The 26068-nt window shown below is 62.5% G+C and carries 21 protein-coding genes and 1 pseudogene; 15 read left to right on the top strand and 7 right to left on the bottom strand.

Features of this window, described 5'->3' with window-relative positions; translation table 11 throughout:
• Window positions 1-5: 5 nt before the first annotated feature.
• The 6 genes from X757_RS154895 to X757_RS1000000166370 form a co-directional block, all read right to left on the bottom strand.
• The gene (locus X757_RS154895) at window positions 6-1841 is read right to left on the bottom strand and encodes an ABC transporter ATP-binding protein (RefSeq protein ID WP_023711265.1); all 1836 of its coding nucleotides are present in this window, start codon (window positions 1839-1841) and stop codon (window positions 6-8) included.
• A gap of 5 nt (window positions 1842-1846) precedes the next feature.
• Window positions 1847-2815 carry an HPr kinase gene (locus X757_RS154900; protein WP_023711264.1) on the bottom strand — a complete coding sequence of 323 codons (969 nt, stop codon included), beginning with the start codon at window positions 2813-2815 and terminating at the stop codon, window positions 1847-1849.
• Window positions 2815-4731 carry a lasso peptide isopeptide bond-forming cyclase gene (locus X757_RS154905; protein ID WP_023711263.1) on the bottom strand — a complete coding sequence of 639 codons (1917 nt, stop codon included), beginning with the start codon at window positions 4729-4731 and terminating at the stop codon, window positions 2815-2817. Before X757_RS154905 ends, X757_RS154900 begins: the two co-directional genes overlap by 1 nt.
• Window positions 4732-4734: 3 nt before the next feature.
• The gene (locus X757_RS154910; protein WP_245263585.1) at window positions 4735-5109 is read right to left on the bottom strand and encodes a lasso peptide biosynthesis B2 protein; all 375 of its coding nucleotides are present in this window, start codon (window positions 5107-5109) and stop codon (window positions 4735-4737) included.
• A 25-nt stretch (window positions 5110-5134) separates the two neighbouring features.
• Window positions 5135-5404: a PqqD family protein gene (locus X757_RS154915; RefSeq protein WP_245261370.1), complete on the bottom strand. Its 270-nt coding sequence runs from the start codon at window positions 5402-5404 to the stop codon at window positions 5135-5137.
• Between the two features lie 161 nt (window positions 5405-5565).
• Window positions 5566-5718, bottom strand: a complete 153-nt coding sequence (locus X757_RS1000000166370; RefSeq protein WP_023684233.1) for a lasso RiPP family leader peptide-containing protein — start codon at window positions 5716-5718, stop codon at window positions 5566-5568.
• Between the two features lie 485 nt (window positions 5719-6203).
• On the opposite strand from X757_RS1000000166370, the gene X757_RS154920 reads away from it, so the two are divergent.
• The 9 genes from X757_RS154920 (at window position 6204) to X757_RS154960 (ending at window position 16852) form a co-directional block, all read left to right on the top strand.
• Entirely contained in the window at window positions 6204-7328 is a 1125-nt protein-coding gene (locus X757_RS154920; protein ID WP_023711260.1) for a nucleotidyltransferase family protein, read from the top strand.
• Window positions 7329-7471: 143 nt separating this feature from the next.
• Window positions 7472-8494 (top strand): glycosyltransferase family 2 protein, encoded by a 1023-nt coding sequence (locus X757_RS154925; protein ID WP_023725863.1) that lies wholly within the window; start codon window positions 7472-7474, stop codon window positions 8492-8494.
• 127 nt (window positions 8495-8621) lie between these two features.
• Window positions 8622-9017, top strand: coding sequence for a hypothetical protein (locus X757_RS154930; protein ID WP_023668807.1), 396 nt, complete (start codon window positions 8622-8624; stop codon window positions 9015-9017).
• A 121-nt stretch (window positions 9018-9138) separates the two neighbouring features.
• Entirely contained in the window at window positions 9139-10038 is a 900-nt protein-coding gene (locus X757_RS154935) for a glycoside hydrolase family 16 protein (protein ID WP_023725862.1), read from the top strand.
• Between the two features lie 55 nt (window positions 10039-10093).
• Window positions 10094-11425, top strand: coding sequence for a UDP-glucose/GDP-mannose dehydrogenase family protein (locus X757_RS154940; RefSeq protein ID WP_023668805.1), 1332 nt, complete (start codon window positions 10094-10096; stop codon window positions 11423-11425).
• Window positions 11426-11456: 31 nt separating this feature from the next.
• Window positions 11457-12536, top strand: coding sequence for a glycosyltransferase (locus X757_RS154945; protein ID WP_023711257.1), 1080 nt, complete (start codon window positions 11457-11459; stop codon window positions 12534-12536).
• 223 nt (window positions 12537-12759) lie between these two features.
• Entirely contained in the window at window positions 12760-14001 is a 1242-nt protein-coding gene (locus X757_RS154950) for a glycosyltransferase (RefSeq protein WP_023725861.1), read from the top strand.
• 221 nt (window positions 14002-14222) lie between these two features.
• Window positions 14223-15392 (top strand): glycosyltransferase, encoded by a 1170-nt coding sequence (locus X757_RS154955; RefSeq protein WP_023725860.1) that lies wholly within the window; start codon window positions 14223-14225, stop codon window positions 15390-15392.
• The gene (locus X757_RS154960; RefSeq protein WP_023684224.1) at window positions 15389-16852 is read left to right on the top strand and encodes a lipopolysaccharide biosynthesis protein; all 1464 of its coding nucleotides are present in this window, start codon (window positions 15389-15391) and stop codon (window positions 16850-16852) included. The genes X757_RS154955 and X757_RS154960 overlap by 4 nt, the downstream gene beginning before the upstream one ends.
• 225 nt (window positions 16853-17077) lie before the next feature.
• On the opposite strand, the pseudogene X757_RS1000000166365 reads toward X757_RS154960, so the two are convergent.
• Window positions 17078-18127: pseudogene (locus X757_RS1000000166365) on the bottom strand (polysaccharide pyruvyl transferase family protein); the annotation flags it as partial.
• A gap of 294 nt (window positions 18128-18421) precedes the next feature.
• Here X757_RS1000000166365 and X757_RS154965 point away from each other — a divergent pair.
• The 6 genes from X757_RS154965 (at window position 18422) to X757_RS154985 (ending at window position 26056) form a co-directional block, all read left to right on the top strand.
• On the top strand, window positions 18422-19594 hold the full coding sequence (locus X757_RS154965) for a glycosyltransferase (protein WP_023684222.1): 1173 nt from the start codon (window positions 18422-18424) through the stop codon (window positions 19592-19594).
• A gap of 44 nt (window positions 19595-19638) precedes the next feature.
• A complete protein-coding gene (locus X757_RS154970; RefSeq protein WP_023725858.1) occupies window positions 19639-20634 on the top strand; it encodes a glycosyltransferase family 2 protein in 996 nt (331 codons plus the stop codon).
• Window positions 20634-21578 (top strand): glycosyltransferase family 2 protein, encoded by a 945-nt coding sequence (locus X757_RS154975; RefSeq protein ID WP_196813586.1) that lies wholly within the window; start codon window positions 20634-20636, stop codon window positions 21576-21578. Before X757_RS154970 ends, X757_RS154975 begins: the two co-directional genes overlap by 1 nt.
• Entirely contained in the window at window positions 21568-22515 is a 948-nt protein-coding gene (locus tag X757_RS0133715; protein ID WP_031196277.1) for a glycosyltransferase family 2 protein, read from the top strand. The genes X757_RS154975 and X757_RS0133715 overlap by 11 nt, the downstream gene beginning before the upstream one ends.
• 75 nt (window positions 22516-22590) lie before the next feature.
• Window positions 22591-23487, top strand: a complete 897-nt coding sequence (galU, locus tag X757_RS154980; protein ID WP_023668795.1) for a UTP--glucose-1-phosphate uridylyltransferase GalU — start codon at window positions 22591-22593, stop codon at window positions 23485-23487.
• Window positions 23488-23677: 190 nt separating this feature from the next.
• On the top strand, window positions 23678-26056 hold the full coding sequence (locus X757_RS154985; RefSeq protein WP_023725857.1) for a polysaccharide biosynthesis tyrosine autokinase: 2379 nt from the start codon (window positions 23678-23680) through the stop codon (window positions 26054-26056).
• Window positions 26057-26068 lie beyond the last annotated feature (12 nt).

The following is a 26068-nucleotide window of genomic DNA, read 5'->3' as shown; positions in this document are numbered from 1 at the left end:
CGGACTCAGCCTGCTTCGGCCGGCTCGGGTTCCGATTGCTCGCCTGAAAGCATTTTCGACAGGCGGCTGCCGGCCTTCGCTTTCAACCTCTGATATTGCCCGACTTCGACGATTCGTCCGTTTTCGACTGCAACCACCCAGTCGGCGAAGGCGATCATCGATGGCCTGTGCGCAATGGTCAGGATCGTCATCGATCCGCGCAAGCCGTCGATCGATTTGGCGATCAGGGACTGGTTCTGCCAGTCGAGCGCGCTGGTCGCCTCGTCGAGAATGAGCAGCGAAGGTTTGCGCAGCAGCGCGCGCGCCAGCGCGATGCGCTGGCGTTCGCCGCCCGAGAGCCGGACGCCGCGGTCGCCGACCACCGTGTCGAGCCGCAACTCCAGCCGCTCGACGAAGTCGGCGCCATGCGCAGCGCGCAGTGCAGTCCACAGCTCCGCGTCACTGGCTTGCGGCGCGGCAAGGCGCAGATTGGCGGCGATCGTATCGTGCAGCAGGAACACGTCTTGCGGCACATACGCCACCTGGTCGCGCCAGCGCCGGCGGTTGGCGGCGCCGATCTCGACGCCATCGGCCAGGATTTTGCCCTCGCTCGGTTCGAGCAGGCCAAGCAGCATGTCGGCAAGCGTGCTCTTGCCCGATCCTGACGGACCGATCAGCGCCGTTACCTTGCCGGCGGGTAGGCCAAAGGTGACATCGCTCACCACCGGCTTGCCGCCCGCCTCATAGGCAAAGGAGACATTGCGTATGTTGAGCCCGACATCGAGCGACAGCTTGGCATCCGATTCGAGGTTTGCCGGCTCGCGCTCGGCATCGAAACGCGCCTGCATGTCGCGCATCGAGGCATAGGCCGGCAGATTGATCAGCACCTGCTGCGCCTGCATCTGCATGTCCATGAAGCGCGGCGCAATGCGCATGAACACCAGAAGCAGGACAACGATCTCGGCCAGCGAGAGGTTGAAGCGCACCAAAGCGACATAGATGAACAGGCTCAGACCAATGACGCTGGCGACCTGGAACAGAGCGGTGCCGATGGTGCTGTTGCGCACATAGTTGATGTTGTCGGCCTTCATCTTCTCCAGTGTCGCGCGAAGCTGCGCGTAATAGGTCGCCTCGACATTCAGGCTCTTGGCCACCTTGATGCCGCCGAGGAACTCCGAGACCGTTCGGTACTGCTCCTGGCGATTGCTGGTCAAAACCCGGCCGAAGGCGCTGGCTCGTGCCCGAAACGGCTGCAGCGCCAGGAAGGTGACGATGCCGACGACAATGGCAAACGCCGTCATCACTGTCGAAATGAACAGCGAGACAACGAGATAACCCGCCAGAAGCACGGCGATCTGCACCAGCATCAGCAGGGAGAACGCCGCCGACTGCACGCGGTCGATATCGCCGGTCAGCGCATGGTCGAGATCGGAGCTGCGCATGCGCGCGAATATCCCCCACCGCGCCTTGCCGATGCTCTCGAACAGGTTCATGCGCAGGCGATTGATGAAGTCGAGCAGCAGCCGCGCCATGTAGACGGATTTATAGCGGTTGAACGCTGCCTGCAGCGCGACAAGCCCGACCAGCAGGCAAAGCACCGTGGTCAATTGCAGCGTTCCGTCCGGAGCCAGCCAGCGCACCCAGTCGCGGTCAGGCAACCTGACCGCGAAATTCTGCTCGGGTCGCCCGACCAGATGCAGCAGCGGCACCAGAAGCAGGATCGAGATGCCTTCGGTCAGGCTTCCCAGGATCAGGAACAGCAATGCCGTGAAGGTCCTGCGCCCGCCGATCCGGGCCATGGCGGCGCCGAAGCCGGCGACATCGCGGTAAAACGAAAAGCGCAGGATCTGCGATGCGGACATGTCAGTCACCGCGGCCCTTTGTCGGCCGCCAGATCGTTTTCGATCAGGGCGACGGCTTCGCCGATACGGTCGAGCCCGGTGGGCACTTCGAGGCGACAGACGCCGATCTGGCTGGCCAGGGCCGCGCATTGGCGAAGATGTGTCGTGGCAAAATCGCCGACCAGGGCTGGACGGCCGAAACGCGTCACATAGGAAAATTTGATGATGGCCGGCAGGGCGCCGATGCCTGGCAGCGGCGTGATCGCTGCCTTGTCGCTGCGCTCGAGGATATAGATCCGGGTCGCCGGCACCGCGTCTGCCGCAAATCCGGCGTGCAGGCGATGCTGCATCTTGTCGATCGCCGCATGCACCTGCGGGCGTATCTCTGCCTGGCGGATGGGAAACGCGGCGGCCGCATCGGCGGCGAGTTTCAGCTGCGGAAAACCCGGAACGATCATCGGCCGGTCCGTGAGATCGAGCGCCACGACATCGTCGGTCAGCAATCGATGCCCGGCGCGGATCATCGCGCTCGCGGTCGTCGATTTCCCGGCGCCCTTGTCGCCCATGAAGACAGCGCTCTTGCCGCCGACCGCAATGGCGCTGGCGTGCAGGATGAGCAGGCCGCGCTGGTGCAGGAGCAGTGCCATGACCGGACCGAGCAGCGGAAACGCCAGCAGCGCATCGTCGACATCGGGCGCCGGCTCCACCTCGATCCGGCAGGCATCGGTGATCAGGAAGGCGCCGACCGTCTGCCATGCCAAATATTGCTGCCGCGGCTCGAAACGGAAAGCGGTTCCGGTCTCGGGCGAGGGTTTTGGCAGGTCGATCGGGCCGACCGTGATCAGCACATCGACGCAAGCTGGTTCGCTCGGCTCTAGCTCAGGCAGTTCGACCTGCGAAGCGATCGTCAGCCCATAGGCTTTGTACAAGTGCTGTGCGCGAGCAGCAATTGCATGGCGGTCATCAGCGGCAAGAGGCATGTTGGCCGGCATCATCAGTGGCTCCCGCGCTGTTGCACCTGCCGCAGCCACAACGATAGCGAAATCGAACGCCATACATACTGGACATCGGGCAAGGTCGCGGCCTCGGGTTGGCTGGAAATGCGGCCATAGGCGGCGGTCACCTCAGGCAGGTTGACGTAAGGGGCAATCCGCGCCGCATCTTTCACCAGCACCTTGTCCAGGAGATCGCGGTGGTTGCCCAGCATGCCTTTGACCAAATTGGAGGTGAAATCGATCTTGTCGCGCCGCCACTGCACCGCCGGGGGCAAAATTCCTTCCATGGCACGGCGCAACACCGAGCGGCCAAAGCCCTGGTTCAGCTTTTCCGCGCCGGGCAGTGCCAGGCAGAACTCGACCAGAGGCTTGTCCCAGAAGGGGTAGCGCGGCTCGACGCCGAAATTCGCCGCCGCCTTGTCGAGTACCTCGAAGGCGTGCGGCACCATGCCGTTCGACAGCAGCCAGCGATGGGTCAAGGTCTCGCTGGCGCTGACCGCGGGCGGCATATAGCCGGCCCTGCGGAACCGTTCGACGAGGTCGGTACGCATCGCCAGGTCCGGATTGATCAGGGCGCGCCAGCTCGTCGCCGGCCGCCCAGTGGGATGGCGCCGCAATTTGCCAAGCACGCGGTTCGCGAACCGCTTGATTCTCGCGATGCGCCAGGCCGGCCCGTAAAGGGTAAGGAACTGGTAGTAGAGGCCGAGCATGCCATCGCCATAAGTGTTGGAGGCGCTGCGCAGCTCGCGCCACAGCTCCATCCATTTGCCGGCATAGGCGAGTTCGTGCAGATGGCCGTGGCCCTGCGAAACCACCTCGTCGCCTCCATGGCCGTCGAGCAGAACCTTCATGCCCTTGCCGCCGGCGGTCCTGTAGATGTCGCGGGTCAGCGACAGGCCGGGCGCAAGAAACGTTTCTTCCTGCTCCTCCAGGATGCGGTCGAATTCGGCGAAGGGGGCATAATTGCCGACCGAAATCAAAGTGCCGTCGACCTTCTGCTGGCCCAGCACCGCCTCGATGAACGGACGCTCATCCATCGGCGAGCCCTTTTCGAACACCAGCGAGAAGGTCGGCAGCCTCGATCTTTGCTGGGCGGCATTCTGCAGGCCCGCCACGCAGGCGATCGAGGAGGAATCGAGGCCTCCGCTCAGCATAGCACCGACCGCAGGCGTGCCGCGCATGCGGTTGCGGACCGATTGCGAGAACAGATGCCGGAATTCCTCGGCCGTGTCCGATCGCATCGGCCTTGGCGAGGGTTCGATCTGCCAGTAGCGGCGCAGCACCACCTGGTTGCCGGTCACTGTCAGACTGTGGCGCGCCGGCAGGCGGAAGATATCGGCATAGGCTGTCGACTGCGGATCGTCGGGCAGCCCGGCCAGGAATCCCGAAATCTGGTGTTCGCTGATGCGCATGTCGACGCCGCCGGCATCGAGGATCGGCCCGATCTCCGAGGCAAAGACGAAGCGCCGGTCGCTCGAATGATAGTAGAACGGTTTGACGCCGAAATGGTCGCGCACGCAAAACAGCTGCCGGCGCTCGCCATCCCAGATGGCAAAGGCGAAGTCGCCTTGCAGATGCTCGGGGCAGGCTTCGCCCCAGCGCAGATAGGCGCTCATCACAAGCACGGCGTCGGCAACCGAATTGTCCCGGATGCCGAGCCTGGCCAAGAGTTCGTCGCGGTTGTCCAGCCGGCAATCCGCGGTGATTGCGAGCTTGCCGCCGGCCATGGTCAGCGGGCCGGGGCCGGCTTCATCGGTGGTGTTGAGCCAGGCGTGGCCAAGAACGACGCCCTCGTCGATCCACCACGAACTGCCGTCAGGCGCGCGATGCTGCATGCGGGCAAGCATGCGCTGGATGTCGGCCGCGGCGGCCTGCCTGCCTTCCTGCCTCAGCAGAATTCCGGCGACGCCGCTCATCGCTCACTGGCCGTGGTCGACGAGATGGTTAAACCTGCCAAGCGAGCCGCCGAGCACGATATGGTCGCCGCTGACCAGCCAGGCATGCGCCTTCAACTCGGTGCCGGTATCGCGCTCGATGCCGATGCGGATTTTTGAGGCGTTGCCCTGGCGGGCAAGCAAATATTGGCCGGAAAGCGCTTGGGTCAGACAGCTTGCGCCAGGCACCAGGCGGGCAGCCGCAGCCACGCCCCAGGCGACACGCCTGAGATCGCCGATGTCGGCTGGTTCGCGCGCGTCGAGCCGGGTCACCATGCGGCGCACTTTGTTGTAGGAAAGCAGCGTCAGCCCCAGCCGCACCGACACGACCACCGCAAGGCAGTGGGCGAGAAAGAGCATCTCCGGCCCGCTCAGTGAGAAAGCTCTAGACAAGTTCCTCATCATGGAGCCTCGCAAGCCCGGCGTCCGCCAAGCCCTTCAACAATCCATCGACATCGGCCTTGCAGCGTTCCGGATCGACATTGTAGCGATCCAGCACGGCGCTGCGGATTTCGGAAATCGGCCGCGGCTCCTGGATCAGCTCCCAGATATAGGCGCCGACGCCGTTCAGGCTGTAATAGATGTTGGACCTCATATCGAGCAGCGCCAGGCCGTTGCCGAATTCGCAGGCCACGGCATCCTTGCTCGCGCTCATCCGATCATGGTCCGTGGGGTTCCAGTCCATCCTAAACCTCGCTCACAACCAACGCTTCGGCAATTCCGGACAAAGACGCGAGAGCCGGGGTTTGACCCCCGACTCTCCTTAGTGCGCTCTGTTTGCAGAGTCCGGACTTTGTCACCCCAACGAGAGAATACTCAGGAGAAGGTGAGTTCGCCGACCGGCGTATGTGCCGGAAACGAGGCGTCGAGTGCCGTAGTACCGCTACCGCCTTGCGTGATGGTCTCGATCGAGCCGTGGACCGTCAGGCTAGGGGTTTCGTACTCATGCTTTTCAACATTCTGTTCCAATTTACTCTCCACTTGTGGACTGGAAGCGGCCTGTCGATTGCCGGCAGCGAGCTATTGCTGCACCGCAATAGCTGCATGGCAGCATTTATGAGTCAAGCCTGATTTACCAGCCGTTAATCAATTCTCGGTTGCGACTCCCTTCAATGGTGATCAAAGCGCTTTGCATTTTCACATCCCAGGAGAATTCAGCAGAGTGTCCGAGGCCATCAACTAAGTATCTGATTTAATTACGTTAAGTTTTCCTTCGAATGCTCCTCACTTGGGCGCTGGCGCATTCCCACAAAATTGTTGCTGACGTACCCGCCACAAGCCCCGATCAGGCGGCGCCTTGCATCTCGTTGTAGGACTGTGTTGCGAAACGTTCAGGTTGCAGGAAAATTGGCGCCAAAGGAAAAACTGGACGCGGCGCATGAATTTGGCGATGCTTTGCTTCGCAGTTGCAATATAACGCGCCTGGCGAATTTTTTGCGGAGATGCTGCAGCATATGGCATTGCAGGAAGGGACCTTCGAAAGGTTGCGCGCCGCTGGCTGCGCCGACGAAGTGGCCTATGTGCAGGCTTGCCTGCGGCTGTTCTTCGCCTCCAGGGCGAGCCCCAGCGCCGCGCCTGCACCGGCCATCTCCGTTGCCGATGTTTGCGACATCGCCAGGCTGAACAAGGTCGCCACCTTCATGCTGAAGGCGCTGTCGCGCCCACCGGCGGGCGAGACGCCGCCGGGATTGCTCGAGTGGCTCGACACTTATCGCCGGCGCACGATTGCGATGAACTCGTCCGGCATCATGGATTCGATGGCCATCGACAAGGCGCTGCGCGGCAGCGGCATCGATTTCGTCTTCCTGAAGGGCCCCCTCCAGCAGCAACTGCTCTATGGCGACCATTTCATGAAGCCGTCCGGAGATGTCGACATATTGGTGTCGCCGGCCGGCTTCTTTAGAGCTCGCGATGCGCTGCGCTCGATCGGCTACGAGGTCGCCGGCAAGTCCCGCTCCGTCTGGTGGGTGCGCTTTCTGGGCGAGCAGCACATGGTTCGCAGCCAAGGTCGGAAATTGTCCACCGTCGATCTCCATTACCGGCTCCAGCAGCCGGGATCGCCCAGCCCGCGCGATACGGAAGGGTTCCTGCGCCGCAAGCGCGCGCTTGCGATCGCCGGCTCCAGCGTGCCGTTCATCTCGGCCTCCGACACTTTGCTTCTGTCCTGCATCAGTGTCGCAAAGGCGCTGTTCAACCGCGAGCCATGCGCGGGCTATGTCTGCGATATCCGGGCCGCTGCCGGTCGGCTGAGCGAGGCCGAGCAGCAGACTGTGCTCGACTACGCGGCCGAGCAGGGGCTGGCTGACACCCTGCTGCTGGGCCTGCGCGCCGCCGATGTGCTGCTTGGTGGCGCCGGCACGCTGCTGTCGGATCGGGCCACCAGGATCCTGTCACGCATCGGCAATGAAGACCTGTTCCACATGGTCATCGCGCCGTGGCTGTCGTCGCTCAGATGGCCGCAACGGCGCACCGTTTTGTGGGAATTGTGCGGCCGCGAACCTGTCCGCTACCTGACCGAGGCCGGCTGGGCCGCGTCAGCCGACCTCAGCCGGCGGATTTTCGAGCGGGAAAGCCGGTGACGATGAGGGTCGTCATGCAGCAGGCAGATAACGTTCCGTCCCGATCCGCTGGGGATGGATCGGGGGATGGATCTGGGTCCGGCGCCGCGCGCCGGGAGGGCGAGGGACCAATGCGACACTTTATGCAATCGAAAGGCCACCCTATGTCCATGACAGAATCCCGGGTCTGCGTGATCATCGCGGCGCGCAACGCGGCCCGGACCATTCCCGCAGCCATCGCCTCGGCGCTGCGCGAGCCGGAGGTGGCGGAAGTCGTTGTCGTCGACGACGCCTCCACCGACGACACCGCAAAAGTGGCCAGCGCTGCCGACGATGGCAGCGGTCGGCTTTCGGTCATCCGGCTCGACGTCAATCGCGGCCCGTCCTTCGCTCGCAATGCCGCCATTGCCGGGTCGAAATCGCCTTTCATCAGCATTCTCGACGCCGACGATTTCTTCCTTCAGGGACGGTTTCGCCAGCTGTTTGCCAGCACCGACTGGGATTTCGCCGCCGACAACATCATGCTGATCCGTGACGATACGGCGACCGACGTCTCTAAGATCGTCGCCCCGTCCTTTTCGGCGGACCCGGAATTCCTCGACTTCGAGCGGTTCATCGAGGGCAACATCTCCAGACGGCGTGTCCAGCGCGGCGAACTCGGCTTTCTCAAGCCGGTGATATCAAGAGCTTTCCTCGACAGGCATGGGCTGCGTTACCACGAGAACCTGCGTCTCGGCGAAGATTACGAACTCTACGCTCGCGCCTTTGCCCTTGGCGCACGCTTCAAGGTCATCCGTTCCTGCGGCTATGGCGCGATCGTGCGCGCCGATTCGTTGAGCGGGCGCCACAAGACACAGGATTTGAAGCGCCTCGCCGATGCGGATCTGGCACTGCTCGAGATCGACAGCCTGCCGGAAGGCTCCAAGGCCCTGCTGCGCAAGCACGAGCGGCATGTGCGTGACAAATACCGGCTGCGCAATTTCCTCGATGTGAAGGCCGAGCGCGGCATGGCGTCTGCCGCCGCCTATGCGCTGGCCAGCCAGTCGAACTTCATTCCCATCGTTGTCGGCGTGGCCGCCGACAAGCTCGATGCGTTGTTTCGCCACGCCGGTCTGTCCCCGCGGCAGCAGCCGGTGCCGCCCTTGCGCTTCCTCATGGCCGGTACCAGCACGGCGGCGCAAAAGTAGGCTCCGCCAAGTCCGGGACGGCGGCCGCAAGGCTGAAAAAATTGCCTTTCTGAAACTCGGAGGTTGCCTACACGCCCCGACGATGGCACTGTATGTTGCGGTGCAGCAATTTTGGAAGGCCAACCGGATGGCTTCAATTTTCGGCTTCAGGTCCAGGGACCCAGCGCGCGACAAGCAGACCGATCTGGCGCGTTTCGACCGTCTGGCAAAGCTGTTGGATCAGATCACGGCCGAGATTGCGGCCGAGAAGACCGGGTTGGAGGCCCGCTACCGGTCGAAGTCCACCAACGCGGCCTTCCTGGTCGAGTCGATGGAGAACGGCTCGGCGTCGGCACGCAAGCTGTCGGAAGTCGGCGAGCTGACGAAGTCCATCCTGAACTGCGAACAGCGCATCGCCGAGCTGGTGCGCCAGACGAGCCGGATGAAGGAACTGCGTCATTCACTCGACGCGATCGTCGGCGAGGATGGCCAGAGTTCTGATTCGCACGGGGAATATGTCAAACCCGCAGGTCGCTTCGGCTGAACACGGTCACACGAGACACAGAAGAGAAAGTTCGGGGACGGAGGATCGGGATCGGCCCGTTAGCAATGTGGGCCAATCGGTGACTTTGGGTTGGGGCGGAACAGCACAAAGGTGAATTGATATGAACGCAGATCCGAAGACGACGCCCATGGCGGCAATCGATGCCATGATTTCGACGCGGCCAAATCGGCCAATGCGTCTTGTAAACCCAACGCGTCTTCTATCCGTTGGTGCGCTTCTGTTGGCGGCAGCCGCAGCTCTGCTCGGCGCCGCCCACCCCTCCCGCGCCCAGGACGCCTCCCCGGAGATGCAAAGCGCACCGTCCTTCGTCGACGATTTCAAGAGTTTCGATGGTTCGCGCTGGTATGTCTCCGACGGTTGGTCGAACGGCAATCACCAGAACTGCACTTGGTCGAAAAGCCTGGTAAAATTTTCCGACAACATGCTGACGCTCGGCTTCGAAAAGCGCAAACTGAAGGACCGCGAGTTCGCCTGCGCCGAGATCCAGACCAAGCAGCGCTTCGGCTATGGGACCTATGAAGCACGGATGAAGACCGACACCGGATCCGGTCTCAACGCCGCTTTCTTCACCTATATCGGCCCTGCCGACAAACAGCCCTGGTATGAGATCGACTTCGAGGTGCTGACCAAGGATACATCCAAGGTGCAGGTCAACAGCTACATCGCCGGCAAGCCCAAGAACGAGAAGCTGGCCGAGGTCGAAGGCGGCGCCGACAAGGGCTTCAACGACTATGCCTTTATCTGGGAAAAGGACCGGCTGCGCTGGTACGTCAACGGCAAGCTGGTCCAGGAAGTGACCAATCCCGAGCAATTGCCGACCCACTCGCAGAAGATATTCTTCAGCCTCTGGGGCAGCGACACGCTGAAAAACTGGATGGGCGCCTTTTCGGACCCCGGCCGCCAGGTGACGATGCAGGTGCAGCGCGTCGCCTTCACCGCGCTCGGCCAGCCGTGCCAGTTTCCGGAATCGCTGGCATGCAGTGTAAGCAGCATAAAGTAGATCTGAACCGGCCCGGCTATATAAGGCCAAAGGGCGTGAACAGGAATTAACCCGAATGAATTTGACGGTCTTTGGAATTGGCTATGTCGGTCTCGTGCAGGCCGCGGTGCTGGCGGAGGTCGGGCACCAGGTGGTGTGCGTCGATGTCGATGAAAAGAAGGTCGAGCGGCTCAACCAGGGCCTGGTGCCGATTTTCGAACCGGGACTGGAGGCCCTGGTCAAGGAGAACCACGCCGCCGGCCGCATCAAGTTCACCACCGATGCCGCCGCCGGCGTCAAGCATGGCGAGATCCAGATGATTGCGGTCGGCACGCCACCCGGCGAAGATGGTTCGGCCGACCTCAAATATGTGCTGGCGGTGGCCGAGACCATCGGCCGCGAAATGGACGGTCCCAAGATCGTCGTCGGCAAGTCGACCGTGCCGGTCGGCACCTGCGAAAAGGTGAAGGCCAAAATCGCCGCGACGCTGAAGGCGCGCGGGCGCCAGGACCTGGCTTTCGACGTCGCTTCCAATCCTGAGTTCCTCAAGGAGGGTTCCGCCGTCGCCGACTGCATGAAGCCTGACCGCATCATTGTCGGCACCAACAGCGAGGGCACCGAGGCGGTGATGCGGGAGCTCTACGCGCCGTTCAACCGCAACCACGAGAAGATGATCGTGATGGACGTGCGCAGCGCCGAATTCACGAAGTACGCCGCCAACTGCATGCTGGCGACCAAGATCTCCTTCATGAACGAAATGGCCAATCTGGCCGAGCAGCTCGGCGCCGACATCGAGGAGGTACGCAAGGGCATCGGCTCGGATCCGCGCATCGGCTACCACTTCATCTATCCCGGCCTCGGCTATGGCGGTTCGTGCTTTCCCAAGGATGTCCGCGCGCTGATCAAGACCGCCGAAGGTGTCAAGTTCGACGCCAAGCTGCTGCGCGCCGTGGAGGAGCGCAACAATGCCCAGAAGTCGGTGCTGTTCGACAAGGTGCACCGTTATTTCAAGGGCAGTCTCAAGGGCAAGACCTTCGCGCTCTGGGGCCTCGCCTTCAAGCCCAACACCGACGACATGCGCGAGGCGCCGGCGCGCGTCCTGATGGAGGCGCTGTGGCAGGCCGGCGCCAATGTGCAGGCCTACGACCCCGAGGCGATGCAGGAATGCCAGGCCATCTACGGCCTGCGCGACGACCTTTTGTTGTGCGGCACCAAGGAGGCGGCACTGCGCGGCGCCGACGCGTTGCTGATCGCCACCGAATGGAAGAGTTTCCGCGCCCCGTCCTTCGACGCGGTGAAGGATGCCCTGACCACGCCGGTCATCTTCGATGGCCGTAACCTCTATGATCCCAAGGTCATCGCCCGTCACGGCATCGAGTATTTCTCGATCGGCAGGATGGCGGCGTGAAGGCAGGGCGGCACAACGCGGAGCCAGGTTCATGAAAGTTCTGTTTGCAGGCGGCACCGGCTACACGCCGCAATTCAGCGGGGGCGTCCAGTCGAGCACCCACCACCTGGTCGAGCAATTGCGCGAAAACGGTCACGAGGCATCCGTTCTGGCAGCCCTGTTCGGCGACGGCATGTTCGGCTTCAGGGCGCGCGCCAAGATGAAGCTCCTTCGTCAGCGCGCGGTCATCGACAATTTCCCGGGCTATCCGGTTGTACGGGCGTGGTTCCCCTGGGAAGCGGCCGACTTCGCCGTCAAAAAGTTGAGGCCGGATGTCGCGGTCGTGCAGTGCCACAATTCGGTGCCGATCGGCAGAGAGTTGCAGAGGCTTGGCGTGCCGCTGACCGTCTATCTGAGGAATGTCGAATTCGACGAATTGGCCGGCGATCTGCGTGAGCTCCATTCGGCGGTCTATATCGCCAACTCCGAGTTCACCGCGCGCGCCTATAAGGCAAAATTCGATATCGATTCGACGGTTATTCCGCCGACCATCAATCCCGCGTTCTACAGCACACCGACGACCGGTGAATTTGTCACGCTCATCAATCCATATGAGGAAAAAGGCTTCGATCTTGCGGTGCGCATTGCCGCCGCCTGTCCCGAGATCCCGTTCCTGTTCGTCGAAAGCTGGAAGCTCGACGACGATCATCGAGCCCGGATCGAAGCAACAATCTCTCCCCTCCAGAACGTCAAGCTGGAAAGCCGCACCAGCGACATGAAGACGGTCTACGGCCGCACGAAAATCCTGCTTGCGCCCAGCAAATGGGAAGAAGCCTGGGGCCGGGTGGCCTCGGAAGCGCATTGTAGTGGCATTCCCGTGGTCGGCTCGCGGCGCGGCGGTCTGCCGGAAGCGATAGGCGCCGGCGGCGTGGTACTGGACTACGACGCCCCGCTCGCCGACTGGGTCGCAACGGTCAGGCGGCTGTGGAGCGACGAGGCCGAGTACAAGCGGCTGTCAGCGACAGCACGTCAGTTTTCGGAGCGGCGGCAAATGAACCCCGACAGCCAGTTCGCAACGTTCATGGGCGTTCTCGACCGCGCAAGACGTGTCGGTTTGGAGCGCGCAGCCTAAACGCGTCGTGTTGCAGTTCAGCTGAGACGCTGCACGACCGTGGTCGCGCAAAGTTCCCGTTAGCCAGGTCCAGGCGTCGTGCGCCCGTCCGGATCACTTTTAATTGCTGCAGTGCAATATTTTGTGGCACTGCAGCAATCAACGTGTATTCTGCCTGTCTACATTAGGGCTTGTGCGATATGGACCGCTTGGTCCGAGCAAGCCCCAACCTTATGGGCGGGTCATGCGCGTGGGCTTTGTCGTCGGCGAATTCCCTCTGTTTTCGGAAACCTTCGTCGTGGACCAGATGGCTGGGCTGCTGGCGCGGGGCTTTCAGGTTGAAGTGGTCTGCGAAAAGATGCAAGGTGACCACCGAATTGACCGGCAAAGCGAGCCGATGGCGACGCTGCTCGCCAGAACCCGACATTGGTGGCGATGGGCCGCTGTAATCAGCAAATTTGTACAGCGTCTGCCGCCGCGTCTGCGATACAAGGCCTCGACCGTTCTCGACATCGCCTTTGCACGCCGCCTGAACCGCTGCGACGTGATTGTCGCCCACTTCGGACAGAACGGCGAGAGAGCAGCCGCACTGAAGAAATGGAAGGTGCTCAAACCACCGATCATAACCATCTTTCACGGCGCGGACGTGGCGATCCCGGCGCGGCAGGCAGTGCTCGCGACACAATATGCCGGGCTGACCAAGCATGGGACCCTGAACCTGCCCGTCAACGATTACTTCCGCACGATGCTGCTGGAAGCCGGCCTGTCCCAGGCGAGCACGACGGTCCACCATATGGGAATTGACACCCGCGAAATCGGCTATCGCTGGGAATCGTGGGAAGGCACCCAACTGGTCGTGACGACGGTTTGCCGCCTGGTCGAAAAGAAAGGCGTCGAGTTCGCCTTGCGAGCCCTGGCCTCTCTCAAGGCCTCCCAGCCGCAGCTAGACTGGCGTTACGACATTGTTGGCGACGGTCCTCTGCGGATGAATCTGGAGAAGCTGGCCGTAGAGCTGGGCTTGGCTGGTCGCGTAACATTCCTCGGCAGCCTCCCTCACGCAGAGGTGAAAAGACGGCTTCGCATGGCTCATCTCTTTTTGCTGCCAAGTATCACTGCCAGCGACGGGGATATGGAAGGCATTCCGGTCGCGCTCATGGAGGCCATGGCCGCCGGATTGATTGCGGTCAGCACGTATCATTCGGGAATCCCGGAGCTCATCAAGGATGGGGAGACGGGGTTGCTTGCGCCCGAGCGAGATATTTCAGCGCTTGCCGGCAAGCTTGCCTGGGCCGCGGAGCACCCGACCGAATGCGAGCGTATCGCGCTTGCCGCACGCCGCAAAGTCGAGGAGGACTTCAACGCAGATGTTCTGAATGAACGTTTTGCGCAGATCGTTACCCAACTGGCCACATCGAGCCCTGCGCATGCACCCACCGGTCATGTCGGCGTTTCCGAGGGCTTGGCGGATCCTTCATCTGCCGGCTGACACTGCTCCTCTGCGTTTGATCGGCAGGCACGCCAAGCTGAGGGAAATCTTGCTACACTGCACCAAAAATGTTGCAGTGCAGCAAGACCTGTACTAACGTTCCTGCGGGTGGGCCAACAGCGGTAGAGTTCCATGCTGCATGTCTTGTGCTTCCGCCACCCTGTCTTCGGCCCGGCTTTTGTCAAAGGGACACCGGCTCCCCGGACGAGCGCATCCTGCCGATGAAGATCTGCTTTGTAGTCGACAAGTTTCCCTCATTGTCCGAAACCTTTGTTCTCGACCAGATAGCCGGATGCCTTGAGCGCGGCATGGAAGTCGGCGTCGTCTGCAACGAGACGCCCTTCGGCAGGGACAGCAACATCGATGATCCGCGCTGGCAGGCGTTGCCAGGAAAGGTCGTATGCTGGTGGGGTGGCCTGGGTCGCTATCGCCCGCTGCTCAGGAAGTGGTCCGGCAGGTTCTGGGACAAGCTCTCGACCGCCATCGACATTGCTCATGCGCGAAAACTGCAGGGCGCCGACGTCATCGTTGCCCATTTCGGCAACAACGGCATGCGCGTGGCCCGCGCGATCAAGCGCGGGAGGATTTCCGCTCCCCTGGTGACGATATTTCACGGCCGTGATGTCGGCGAACCGCTGCATGACAATACGCTCGCGCGCTACAAGATTGTGTTCGAAAAGGGCGTTCTTCAACTGCCGGTGAATGCGTTTTTCCGCGATGCCTTGATTGAGGTCGGTGCATCGCCGGAGCAGGTTGTGGTTCACCATATGGGGGTGCGGCCGAGTGACATCGACTATCGGTGGCGTTCATGGGAGCAGGCTACGCTCTCTTTCATCTCGGTCTGCCGCCTGACTGAAAAGAAGGGCATCGAATATGCGCTTCGCGCGCTTGCTGGCCTGCCGCGGCGAGACTGGATCTACTCGGTGATCGGCGGCGGAGAACTTCTCGAGCAGCTGAACGGGATCGCCGCAGAGCTTGGCATTGCCGACAGGGTGAATTTTCTTGGGCCCCGGCCGCACAGCGAAGTCAAACAGCGTCTGCGCGATGCGCATGTGTTCCTGCTGCCCAGCGTCGGCGCCCGCGATGGCGATCTGGAAGGCATTCCGGTTTCGCTGATGGAAGCGATGGCCGCCGGCCTGACGGTGGTCAGCACATATCATTCCGGGATCCCTGAACTGATCGATGATCACAAGACGGGTTTTCTCGTGGCTGAGCGGGACGTTGCGGCGCTGACCGGCAAGCTTGCCTGGATCGCCGAGAATCCGAAGCCGTGTGAAGGGATCGCTCTCGCGGCGCGCAAGAAGATCGAGGCGGAGTTCAACTCCGATCTGCTGAACCAACATTTCGTGGAAATCGCCATGCGGCTTGGCGAAACGAGGTCGCTTGCATGAACGCCAATCCGCCCCCCCAGTTCGGTCGTGTCGCCCTGCGCGGCGGGCTGGTAACCATCGGCGCCCAGGGCTTCAAGATGGCGATCCAGTTTCTCTCCGTCATCGTGCTGGCCCGTCTGCTCGTCCCCGAGGATTTCGGTCTGGTGGCTTCCGTCGGGCCGATCGTGGCCTTCGTCGGGCTGCTTCAGAATCTGGGCCTGCAGCAGGCTGTGGTTCAGCGCAAGGACATCAGCAACCAGCAGCTCAACCAGGTGTTCTGGATCAGCGCGCTCGTCGGGCTGGGTAGTGCCGTGGTAGTGGCCGGCCTGGCGCCTGCCATCGCCGCGTTCTATGGCGATCAACGTATGTCCGGCATCACCCTTGGCTCCGCCCTGCCGCTGCTTCTCGGCAGTCTCGCCGCAGTGCCGCTGGCGTTGATGAACCGGCACCTGCAGTTCGGCCAGCTCGCACTGAACGACGTGATAAGCGCCGCCGCCGGACTTCTGGCCGCCGCGATCGCGGCCTATGCGGGGTTGGGCTACTGGTCGCTGGTCATCGGCCCGGCGGTTTCGGCAGCTATCGCCCTGGCTGCCGCCTGGCTGGTGGCGCGTTGGACGCCTTTGCGGCCGGACCTGAAGGTCGATGCCGATATATTGTCGTTCGGCGCCAACCTGACCGGCTTCAACCTCGCCAACTTCTTCTCGCGCAATCTCGACAACATTCTCATCGGCAAATATTCCGGTGCGATCGAACTCGGCTATTACGACCGCGCCTACAAGCTCCTGTTGTTCCCGCTGCAGAACATCAACCAGCCGCTGACACGGGTCATGGTGCCGCTGCTCAGCCGCATCCACGATGACAAGGCCCGCTTTCGCGATATCTATGTGCGCACCAACTGGATGCTGGCGGCCGTTACCATGCCGGGCATCGCGGCGCTGACGCTGACCTCCAATCAGATCGTCGGACTTCTCTTCGGCGCGGGCTGGGCACCGGTCGCACCGATCTTTGCCTGGCTGGGCATCGCCAGCCTGGTCCAGTCCGTTTCAAGCACGACGGGATGGATATTCATCTGTCAGGGCAAGACGAAGACCATGTTCCATTGGGGCATCTATTCGTCGCTGACGACCGTCGCTGCCTTCGTCGTCGGCCTGCACTGGGGCGCCGTCGGCGTTGCCGCGGCCTATGCCATCAGCGGTTACGTGCTGCGCGTTCCCGTGCTGGCGCTACTGGTCCATCGCGTCGGTCCGGTGACCGCCGCCGACTTCCTGCTCATGCAGGGGCTTTTCATCGCCTCGTCCCTGCTTGCCTGGTTCCTGTACCTGTGGTTGCCGGCGTCTCTAACGGGCCAGTCAGACCTGCTCGCGGTCTTTTTGGCGCTTGCCCTCAACTACGGCATCGGTCTCGTTTTCATGCTTGCCGTCCCGCAGTCGCGACGCGCCTTGTTCACCACCCTGTCCAACGCCGCGCGCAATATCCGCTGAGCGGCCGGCGATCAGCGGCGCCAGCAGGTTTGTGGCCGACATTGCCGAAGCATGTTCTTCGAGCACGGCCTGAAGGCTTGTCTTGCGATAGCGGTCGAGATTTCCCGCAAACCGGCCGAGCTTTTCGCGCGCCTCTTCGGGCGTCACGGTGTCGATGTCGAGCAGCACATCGTCGACACCGATTCGCTTGGCCACTTCCTTGGTTTTGAACTCGTAGGCGATCGGCAGCACCGGCGTGCCGACGCAAAGCGACATGATCATCATATGCATGCGCGTCGCGACGACGAAGTCGAAGCCCTTCACCAGCGCCATCAACTGGTCCGGCGTGTGGAACGAAGCGTCCACCGTTACGTGGCTGGCGATCTCAGGATCGAGCTCGGCAAGGATGGCCTGCGCGGTCTTGGAATCGTCATGGGCATATTCCGGCACGCCCTGACACGTGGAGACGAAGGTCACCTCCTTGCCAAGGTCCCTGACAAGAATTGTGGCGATCTCGCGGATCGAATCCAGATAGCGGCGCATGCCGCCCTCACCGTCGCTGACGTAGTTCCAGTGGCGGACCGAAATAGCGACGCGGCCCGTCGACGCCGGCGGCTGGCTGGAAGCGAGACGCTTGCGGATCCTGTCGGTATCGGCCAAGGCGAATACCGCATCGGCCACCACGTGGCACTTGCCGAGATCCTTCACCAAGTCCCGGATATGGGTCCGCGACCGTTCGTCGCGCAACAGGATGAGCGGACTGCGGTCAAAGATCGGGCCGAGCTCCTGGCGGTTGTAACTTTTGTCGAACGGACCGAGGGATTGCGTGAAGAAGACCGGATCTTTGCCAAATACGGCATCGAGCCTGAACTGATTGAGGCGTCGTTCGAGATTGTAGTTCTCGACGAGATAGGTTCCCCCTGTGGTGACCACCATATCCGCGTCGGCGTAGATATCGAGACCGCGCCGGTCGCGATGGCTGAAAAAATTGCCTAGCGCGCTGCTGCCAAACCAGCGCAGGGCCTGGAGAACGAGCCGATTGTAGATCGGCTTGAACCGGTCCCTCAGCCCGCTGCCATTCTTGTATCGGAACAGGGATTCCGACAGCAGCTTATGAAATTCGAGGTCGGGATAATCCGTCTTCGGATAGAGTCGTTCCGCAACCTCGGGCTGGCTGTCGAAGACGGCAAACCGCACGTCGCCTTGCACGATCGTCTTGAGAATGTGGCGGATCGCCAGCAGAATGGCCGCATCCCCGGTATTCAGGCAGACTGTGTTTTCAACGACGATCTTCATGGGATACCTCATTTCGTCAGCAGATTCCGCGGCGTGGCCTGCGGTGCCTAGGACGGGCATGGCGACCGAAAATACCCACGCCAGGACGATCCCGATGCGGCTCGCGTCACAATCCATCGCTGCATCGGGCTGGGTGACCAGCCAGAGCGGCGCTCAAGCCCGACGGAGGGTAACGCATCAATTTTGCAGTGCAACAAAAAACGTGCACTTATGCTACGGCGCACCAAAAATGTTGCGATGCAGCAAAAGCTGGGTTAGCATTCCCGTGGGTGGGCCAACAGCGGTCGAGTTTTCATGCTGCATGTCTTGTACCTTGTGCACGATGTTTCCGACCCGGCGGTGCGCCGGCGGATCATAATGCTCAAGGCAGGCGGCGCGCGGGTCACGTTGGCCGGCTTCCGTCGGACCACAAATGCTGTTCCCGACGTCGAGGGGCTGCAGCCGGTCGACCTCGGCGCGACGCGTGACGGCCGATTCGGCCAGCGTCTGGCGGCGGTCGCCAAGGCGGCGCTGTCGATAGGCTCAAAGCTTGCGGCGATGCCGAAGCCCGACCTCATCATCGCGCGCAATCTGGAAATGCTGGCGCTGGCCAGGCGCGCCAAGGCCGCCTTTCGCGGCGGCGTGCCGATCGTCTACGAATGCCTCGACATCCATCGCCTGGTGCTGCGCAATGACATGCTGGGCAAAGCACTGCGCACAGCGGAGCGTTATCTCGCCCGCGACGTGAAGCTTCTGGTGACGAGCTCACCGGCCTTCATCGCCAATTATTTCAAGCCGTTCGGGCAGGTCGCCGCACCGGTGGAACTGGTCGAAAACAAATACTTCGAAACCGCGCCGATCGCCTTGGATGACAGGTCAAAGGCCGAAAACCCTGCAGCACCCCCGTGGCGCATCGGCTGGTTCGGCGCGCTGCGCTGCCGCCGCTCGCTGGAGCTGCTGGCCGACTTCACGCGCCGTCAGGGCGGGCGCTTCGAGGTCGTCCTCCGGGGCCGTCCGGCACTCTCGGAATTCCCGGATTTCCACGCTTTTGTCGAGGCCGAACCCTATCTCTCCTTTCGTGGCCCCTACCGCAACCCGGAAGACATGGCCGCGATCTACGGCGAAGTGCATTTTTCCTGGGCGATCGATTTCTTCGAGGAAGGGCAGAATTCGGAATGGCTGCTGCCCAACCGCCTCTATGAGGGCTGCCGCTTCGGCGCCGTGCCGATCTCGATGGGCAATACCGAGACCGGGCGCTTTCTCGACCAGCAGGACATTGGCGTCCTGCTTTCCGATGCCACGCCCGAAATCCTGGAAACCGCGCTCGGCCGCATGGACCAGGAGCACTTCGGCAAGGCCAAGGCGCGTGTGCTGGCCCGCAACCCACGAACCTGGAGCTACGACCGCAGCGACTGCCGCGCCTTTGTCGACAGGCTGCGCGGTCTGGCGGCGGTCCCAGGTCCCTTCGTCACCGAAGCGCTGGCTTAGCGATGGCTGATGATGGGAAAAGTACAGAGCATGGGAAGGCGCCGATGACGCAAACCGAAGCGCTGCCGCCAAGCCTGATCGTCATTCCGTGCCTGAATGAGGCAGCCCATATCGGCGCGTTGCTCGAGCAGCTCAGGCCGGCAGCGCTAAGGCTCGGCGCCCGCATCGTCGTTGCCGATGGCGGCAGCACCGATGGTACTTTGGCCATTGTCGAAGCGGTTGCGGCCAAGGACCCTCAGGTCGTCCTCCTGCACAACCCAAAACGTATCCAGAGCGCGGCGATCAATCTCGCCGTCGCCAGCCTCGGTGACCGCGCCGAATACCTGATCCGCATTGATGCCCATGGCGGCTATCCCGCCGATTATTGCGACCGGCTGGTCGAGGAGGCGCTCGCCACTTCAGCCGATTCGGTCGTCGTCTCGATGCTGACCAGCGGCAGCGGCGCGGTGCAGAAAGCGGTCGCGGCGGCGCAGAATTCCAAGCTCGGCACCGGCGGCTCCAAGCACCGGCACCTCTCGGCCGGCGAATGGGTCGACCACGGCCATCACGCGCTGATCCGGATTTCGGCCTTCACCGCGGTCGGCGGCTATGACGAGAGCTTCAGCCACAATGAGGATGCCGAACTCGACTACCGGCTGCGCCAGGCTGGCTACCGCATCTGGATGAGCGGCAAGACGCAGATGGTCTACTATCCGCGTTCGTCGCTGAAGGGCCTGTATTTCCAATATCTCGGCTATGGCCGCGGCCGCGCCAAGAATGTGCTCAAGCACCGAATGATCCCGAAAGTTCGGCAGATGATCCCGCTGCTGGTGGCGCCGGTCGTCCTTCTCGCGGTATTTTCCTTTATCCACTGGCTGGCGGCGGTGCCGCTGCTGGTCTGGACTTCGGTCTGTCTGGGCTACGGCGCTGTGACCGCCATCAGCCAGCGCAGTCCCAACAATGTGCTGGCGGGCATTTCGGCGATGGTCATGCATTTCGGCTGGTCGCTCGGGTTTTGGCTGCAACTGCTCGGCTCGCGATCGCAGCGCGGGGTGGCATGATGGTCGCCGACAGCCGCCGAATCGACATCTGCGTCTGCACGTTCCGGCGGCCGGAACTGGCCGACACGCTGCGGTCGCTCGCTGCCATGGATATGCCTGCCGGTTTCGGCATCGGCGTCATCGTCGCCGACAATGACGACGAGCCGACCGCCGAGCCGCTGGTGACCGCGCTGGCGAGCGAATTGAAGCTCGTGGCCCGCTACCGGCACGCTCCGGCGCGCAACATCTCGGTTGCCCGCAACGCCTGTCTTGATGCCAGCACGGCCGATTTTGTCGCCTTCATCGACGACGATGAAACCGCTTCCCGGCAATGGCTGGCCGAACTGATTGCTATCGCGGAGACAAGGGGCGCCGAGGCCGTGCTCGGTCCGGTGCGGGCGCTCTACCGCCCGGATGCGCCGGACTGGATGCGCAAGGGCGATTTCCATTCGACCTTGCCGGTCTGGGTGCAGGGCGAAATCCGCACCGGCTACACCTGCAACGTCCTTTTGAGGATGAGCGCCGACAGCTTGCGCGACCGTCGTTTCAGCCTGGCGCGCGGCCAGAGCGGCGGCGAGGACACCGAATTCTTCAACCGCATGGTCAAGGCAGGCGGTCGCATCGCCTTTGCGCCGGAGGCGTGGGTCGAGGAAGTCGTGCCGCGTTCGCGAGCCGCTTTCGACTGGCTGCGCCGCCGCCGCTTCCGCTTCGGCCAGACGCACGGCCACCTCATCGGCCATGACGCAGGCGTGATAGAGCGTGCGAAGGCTGTCGGCCTTGCCTCGGCCAAGGCCGTCTATTGCTTCGGCATGGCGGCGTTGACCGCGATTAGCCCGGTCCGCCGCAACCGCAGCGTGCTGCGCGGCATCATGCATGTCGGCGTCGTCAGCGGCCTGGTCGGTATCAGCGAAATTCGCCAATACGGACTGTCTTCCCCGCAGCAAGGAGGCAAGCGTGCAGCCTGACGTCTCCTTTGTCATCGCAGCCTACAATGCCGCGGCCACGCTCGACCGGGCGATCGCAAGCGCCATGGCCCAGCGCGATGTCAGCGTCGAAATCATCGTCGCCGATGACCAGTCGCGCGACAACACGCTCGACGTCGCAAGAGCCTATCCAAAAGATGTCGTCAAAGTGGTTGCGCTGCCGGCAAATCGTGGCCCTGGCGGCGCCAGGAATGCCGGGCTCGAACTGGCTTCCGGCCGCTGGGTCGCGGTGCTCGATTCCGACGATGCCGTCCTGCCCGGGCGGCTTTCTGCCATGATCGCGCGGGCCGAAAGCGCGGGCGCTGTGATCGCCGTCGACAACCTCCAGGTGGTGCGCGAGGACGGCATTGCCGAAGCGACGATGTTTCCCGCCGAATATCTGGAGGGCCTGCGTGAAATCACGCTCGCCGACTACATCGCTGGCAACATCGTTTTCGAATCCACGTTCAACCTTGGCTATCTCAAGCCGATCTTCCAGCGCCGTTTCCTGATCGAAAACGGGCTTCGCTATGATGAAAGTCTGAGCATAGGCGAGGATTACATCCTGCTCGCCAACGCGCTGGCCAAGGGCGGAAAATGCGTCGTCGAGCCGACGACCGGCTATATCTACCACATCCGCACGGGCTCGATCTCGCGCGTGCTCGAGCTTCACCATATCGAGGCGATGCGCAAGGCCGACGCGGTCTTCGCCGAGACCAATTCCATGGACGCTGCTGCTGCGGCCGCCTTCGCCAAACGCGCCCGCAGCCTGCGCAAGGCGGCATCGTTCCTGTCGCTGGTCCAGCACATCAAGGCGCGTTCGCCGTTGAAAGCGATACGCACCGCGCTAAGTGATCCGGCGGCTGTCAGGCACATGTCGATGCCGATCGCCGTCCGCCTCAAAAGGGTGGCGGCGCAGTTTGCTGTCGGCGCGGAGTAAGGAGGGCGAGTACATGAAGACGTTTGTTCGTGGCCTGCAACAGGCTGAAATCGATCTGCTCAGAAGGAATTTGCGATGAAGAAAATCAGGAAGGCAGTCATCCCTGTGGCGGGGCTTGGAACACGGTTCCTGCCGGCAACCAAGTCGATTCCGAAGGAGATGCTGCCCGTGGTCGACCGGCCGGTCGTCCAATATGCGGTGGACGAGGCCTTCGAAGCCGGCATCGAGCACATCGTGTTCGTCACCGGCCGCAACAAGGCTGTCATCGAGGACTACTTCGACCTGCACCCCGAACTGATTGGAACGCTCGAACAAACCGGCAAGAAGACCCAGCTGGAGGCGCTCGAAAGCATGCTGCCCGTGGCCGGCGCCACCAGCTTCATCCGCCAGCAGTCGCCACATGGTCTCGGCCATGCGGTGTGGTGCGCACGCGAAGTCATCGGCGACGAGCCCTTCGCCCTGCTGCTCCCCGATATGGTGTCGTTCGGTCGCCGAGGTTGCCTGGCTGAAACAGTCGATCTCTATCAGCAGACCGGCGGCAATGTGATCGCCGTCGAGCGCTGTGATCCCAGCGAGACCAGCAAATACGGCATCGTCGGGCGCGGCGCCGAGACAGGCAGCGGCTTCGAGGTGACGGCCATGGTCGAAAAGCCGGCGCCGGCCAATGCGCCGTCGAACTATTACATCAACGGCCGCTACATCCTGCAGCCCGAGATCTTCTCGCTGCTGGGCAACCAGCAGCGCGGCGCCGGCAACGAAATCCAGCTTACCGATGCCATGGTGCGGCTGGCGAAAAGCCAGTCTTTCTTTGCCCAGCCTTTCAATGGCCGCATGTTCGACTGCGGCTCCAAGGAAGGCTTCATAGAGGCGACCATCGCCTTCGCGCTGGCGCGCGACGACATGAAGGGACCTGTGCTGGAAATGCTGCAGGCGTTCGTGCGGTCGCATGAGCGTCAGGAAGTGGCCGCATAATGCCCATCTTTCGAGGGCATATGCGTTTGGACGATGGCGCGGCTCATGCCTGCACGCCTGGCCGCTCAGGCCCGGCGCCGGATGGCATGAAGCTTGCGTTGCATATCTTGCCCCCGATCTCCGCAGCTTCGGACGAGGTGGGACCTGACCCGTCTCGCTCCGGCGCCTGTAACCTAGAATTGGATCGAAGATGAATTATGCCAGCTTTCCTCTCGACAAGAGGATGCCATTGCCCAACCCCGATCAGGAAAAGGGTGAAGACTTCATCGACGTCGAGCGCCTGCTTGGCATGGCGGCGCGTCAGGTCAAGGTGGTGGCGGTCTGCGCCATCATCGGCCTGTTCCTGGGGTTGCTCTATCTGCAGACCACGCCCAAGCAATACATGTCGGTCGCCAGCGTGCTGATCGACGAAGGCCTGAACAAGGTCATCGACGACATCTCGGCTGCATCCGTCACCATGCAGACCGACGCCGCCCTGCTCAGCCAGATCGAAATCATCACCTCGGCGCGGCTGGCCTCGGTGGTGGTCGACAAGCTGAAACTCGACCAGAACGCAGAGTTCATGAACCCGCCGCAATCGGCGCTGGTCAAGGGCATCGGCTTCGTGCGCGGCGTGATCGGCTATTTCCGCTCAAGTTCCGCCGAGCAGATTCCCGGCATGGAAAACGTCGATGAGGCGACACGCCAGGCCATGATGCAGACGGCGCGCCACGACTATGCCGTGCTGAAGCTGCAGAGCGAGGTGCTGGCGCAGCGCAACGGCCGCTCCTATGTGCTCGCCATCGGTTACCAGTCGACCAATCCGGCGCTCGCCACCGCCATCACCAAGGCCTATGCCGACGCCTATCTCGCCGACCAGCTCAATGCCAGCTTCGACGCCACCGAGCGCGCTGCGGTCTGGCTGCAGGGCCGGCTGACCGAGCTTCGTCAGAACTCACAGGCGGCCGCTATGGCGGTCGAGAAATTCAGGGCCGAGCATGGTCTGGCCGCCAACAGCGACGGCCAGCTGATCAGCGACAAGCAGATTGCCGATCTCACCGCGCAACTGATCGTCGCGCAGGCCGATACGGCGCGCGCCAGCGCCCGCTATCAGCAATACAAGACCATCGTCGAAAGCGGCTCGGACAATGCCTTCAACGATTCCGCCATCTCAAGCGATCAGCCGGCAAGCTCCGTCATTGCAACGCTCAAGACCCGCTATCTCGCAGTGGCCAAGCGGCTGCAGGACGTGACGGCCAATTTCGGCGCCGACCATCCGCAGGCGGTGGCGCTGGCCAAGGAAAAGGCCGACCTGTCGACCCAGATTTTCGGCGAGTTGAAGCAACTGACCGAAAGCTATCGCAATGAATATGAAGTCGCGCTTTCACGCGAGACCTCACTGAGGCAGAAGATCGCCGACGCGGCCGGCAAGAGCTCCATCGACAACCAGAGCCAGGTCAAACTGCGCGAACTCGACCAGCAGGCGCAGGCGCTGACCACGCTCTACCAGACCTTCCTTAGCCGCTACGAGGAGGCCTCGCAGCAGCAATCCTTCCCGGTCGGCAAGGTCCGCATCATCTCGGATGCCTCAACGCCGCTTTCCGCCTCGAGCCCGCGCACCTCCAGGGTGCTGGCGCTGTCGATGGTGCTTGGCGTGCTGCTTGGCGCCGGCTTTGGTGGCCTGAATGAGTTCAACGAGCGCTTCTTCAGGACCGGCGAGGACATTCGCGATCGCGTCGGCCTCAAATTCCTCGGCTATTTGCCGATGATCGGCGGCAGGCTCGGCAAGGACGCCGACGGCGGTGCGGCGGATGCCAAAGGCGCCAACACATTGTCGGCGGCCGAGAAACGGGCGCGCATGCGGGTCAGCGTCGATGCGCCGGCATCAATGTTCTCCGAAACGCTGCGCAACGCCAAGATCGCCTTCGACGTCGTCATGGAAGGGCAAGGCAGCCGGGTCATAGGCGTGGTCTCGGTCCTGCCCGGCGAGGGCAAGTCTACGGTCGCCGCCAATCTCGCCGGATTGCTGGCCGCCAACGGCTCGAAGACGCTTTTGATCGACGCCGATCTGCGCAATCCTGGCCTCAGCCGCAACCTCGGCATGGAAGCCGAGCAGGGGCTGATGGAGGCCGTGGTCAACGGCCAGACCTGGCAGTCGGTCGGCAAAGTCGACCGCCAGACCAAGCTGGCGATCATCCCGGCCGTGCTGCGTGGGCAATTCTCGCATACCAGCGAGCTGCTGTCGTCGGCCGGCATGCGGCGCTTCATCGACAACGCCAAGGAGACGTTCGAGTACATCATCGTCGACCTGCCGCCGCTCGGCCCCGTGGTCGACGCCAAGGCGTTTGCGCCGCTGGTCGACGGCTTCGTGCTGGTTGCCGAATGGGGCCGCACGCCGCGCGCCATGGTGCGCTCGCTGCTGGAGCAGGAACCCTACGTCGCAAGCAAGGTCGTCGGCGCCGTGCTCAACAAGGTCGATCTGAAGAAGCTGCCGAAATACGGCTCGCTCGGCGGCTCGGAAAAGTTCTTCGACCGCTATTCGACCTACTATCTGGAGAAATCGGACGTGCGAGCCAAGACCGCCGCCTGAACGGAGCGCGAT

This window comes from Mesorhizobium sp. LSHC412B00, from assembly GCF_000503035.1.
Lineage (GTDB): Bacteria > Pseudomonadota > Alphaproteobacteria > Rhizobiales > Rhizobiaceae > Mesorhizobium.
The sequence above is the reverse complement of the archived record's forward strand: the minus strand, read 5'-3'. Positions and strand labels throughout refer to the sequence as shown.